The organism is Candidatus Protochlamydia sp. R18, assembly GCF_000648255.1.
Taxonomy (GTDB): domain Bacteria; phylum Chlamydiota; class Chlamydiia; order Chlamydiales; family Parachlamydiaceae; genus Protochlamydia; species Protochlamydia amoebophila.
In genome coordinates this window covers 1-1,663 of sequence record NZ_BASL01000667.1, presented here as the reverse complement: position 1 = coordinate 1,663, position 1,663 = coordinate 1, and the positions used below count along the sequence as shown (strand labels likewise).

Annotated in this window: 2 protein-coding genes; both read left to right on the top strand. The window is 34.3% G+C overall.

All coding sequences use genetic code 11. The annotated features are described in order from the left end of the window. Window positions 1–230 precede the first annotated feature (230 nt). Entirely contained in the window at window positions 231–419 is a 189-nt protein-coding gene (locus tag TY19_RS15205; protein ID WP_148300635.1) for a hypothetical protein, read from the top strand. Between the two features lie 452 nt (window positions 420–871). Further along, window positions 872–1,663, top strand: a 792-nt coding sequence (locus TY19_RS04590; protein WP_042280579.1) for an F-box protein, incomplete at its 3' end; no start/stop codon positions are given.

Here is a 1,663-nt window from a genome sequence, read left to right as displayed (position 1 = left end):
TTGTGGTAAACAATGCTTTTAAATCATGTTGAGGTCTTTTGTCATTCAAATTTTATGTAGCTTGTTTAAGTCTAAACACCTAAACCCAAAGTTCAGGTTATTAACTAATTAGTACTACCTAAATATGGGATATGCTAACGACGAAAAACAAAATGAATTAAAAAAAAATATATTTTAGTATCAATGCAGGTACAAGCATATCTAGAAAAATAGAAAATTTTAAATTCCATATGGAATACTTTGTTGGGGCAACAATTGGCTATAAACTGTCCGATTTCCGCTTTGAATTAGATTCATCCTTTCAAAGATTTCTTGAAAAGAAAACAAACCATACTTATGTGGTGCGTGGAGGAATTAGTATGGCAAGCAATGGCTGGAGTGAAATATTTCCTTTACCGAAATACCGAGCTCGGTATTGAATAACGCTTATTACAGCAAGAAAGATAACCTGTATTACAAAGAGTTGGTTTGTCTTTAACACGCTATTTCTAATTTTAACATTTAGAACAAGCCAAAATCCAGCTTAACGAGTAAGCAAAGTAATAAAACTTCGAAGAAGTGGCCTTTTAAAAAGGCCGCTTCCATATTTTTAGCTATAGGAATTATAAGAATAGCTTAGATCGCATTCTTTTTTAAATTATGCTCGATTTGAATTGCCTAATAAAACATGTTGAGCAAATTAAAGTCTATCTTCCTCTTAATAAAGATTTGTCCGCCATATACATATATTATAAATCCCTTTTCATTTTATCTTTAATAAAATTTTTTAGTTGCCATTTTTGAATCAATTTAGCCTAGAATAAAATAACCTTATTAAATATAATTGCGATTATTTAACTAATCATCTTCTCTTAATAAAGATAGAGGCTTTATGCAGATTTCTTTAAAATCCCCTATAGAAACTTTACCTGAAGAAACGAAGGTTGCCATCTTTAATCAACTTAAGAGCCCAAAAGACCTTGCCATGGCTTCTTTAGTTAGTAAAGCCTGGCAACAGCTAGCAGAGGATCCCTCCCTATGGAAAGCCCAGTTTTGTCGCCAATGGAAAAAGTTGACATTTTCGACCCGCCCTACCTTAAATTCAAATTGGAAGAAAATTTATAAAAAAAAGCACCAAATTCTAAAAGAAGTCAAACGTAACAAACCCACATTATGTGAAGATCGATGTAAGCATGACACCTACCAATTACCAGGTTTTGCAGCAAGTGGAACGGTTAAATTAAAGGTAGAAAAAAAAGTAGCTTTCATCCAAGTCACTTCTGGGACTGCTCAAGTTTATTCTCTTGAGGAAAAAGGCTGTCAATTAGTTTTTGATAACCTAAAAGACGAAAACTCTCGTTTGATCCACTATCTAGAAGGGCATATGATCCAAGTGACGCAAGAAGGTTTTCTTTACCGCTGGCCACTCAAAGAACCTTTTCCTTCGCAACCCTTAAGCAGGGTGGAAAATTTTGAGGAAGCCCATGTTGACCAAGAGTTGCTTATTTTAGTGTTGCCTCAGCGCAAGCAATTTGCCATTTTTAATATAGAAAATGGCTTAAAATGTTACGAATCTCCCCTTTTCCACTCTCCCATCCGCTCGCTCGATTGCCGCGATAACCAAATTTTGATTCAATGTGAAGATGGCACGCTTTATTTTATCAAAGCTATTCGAAAAGAGAAT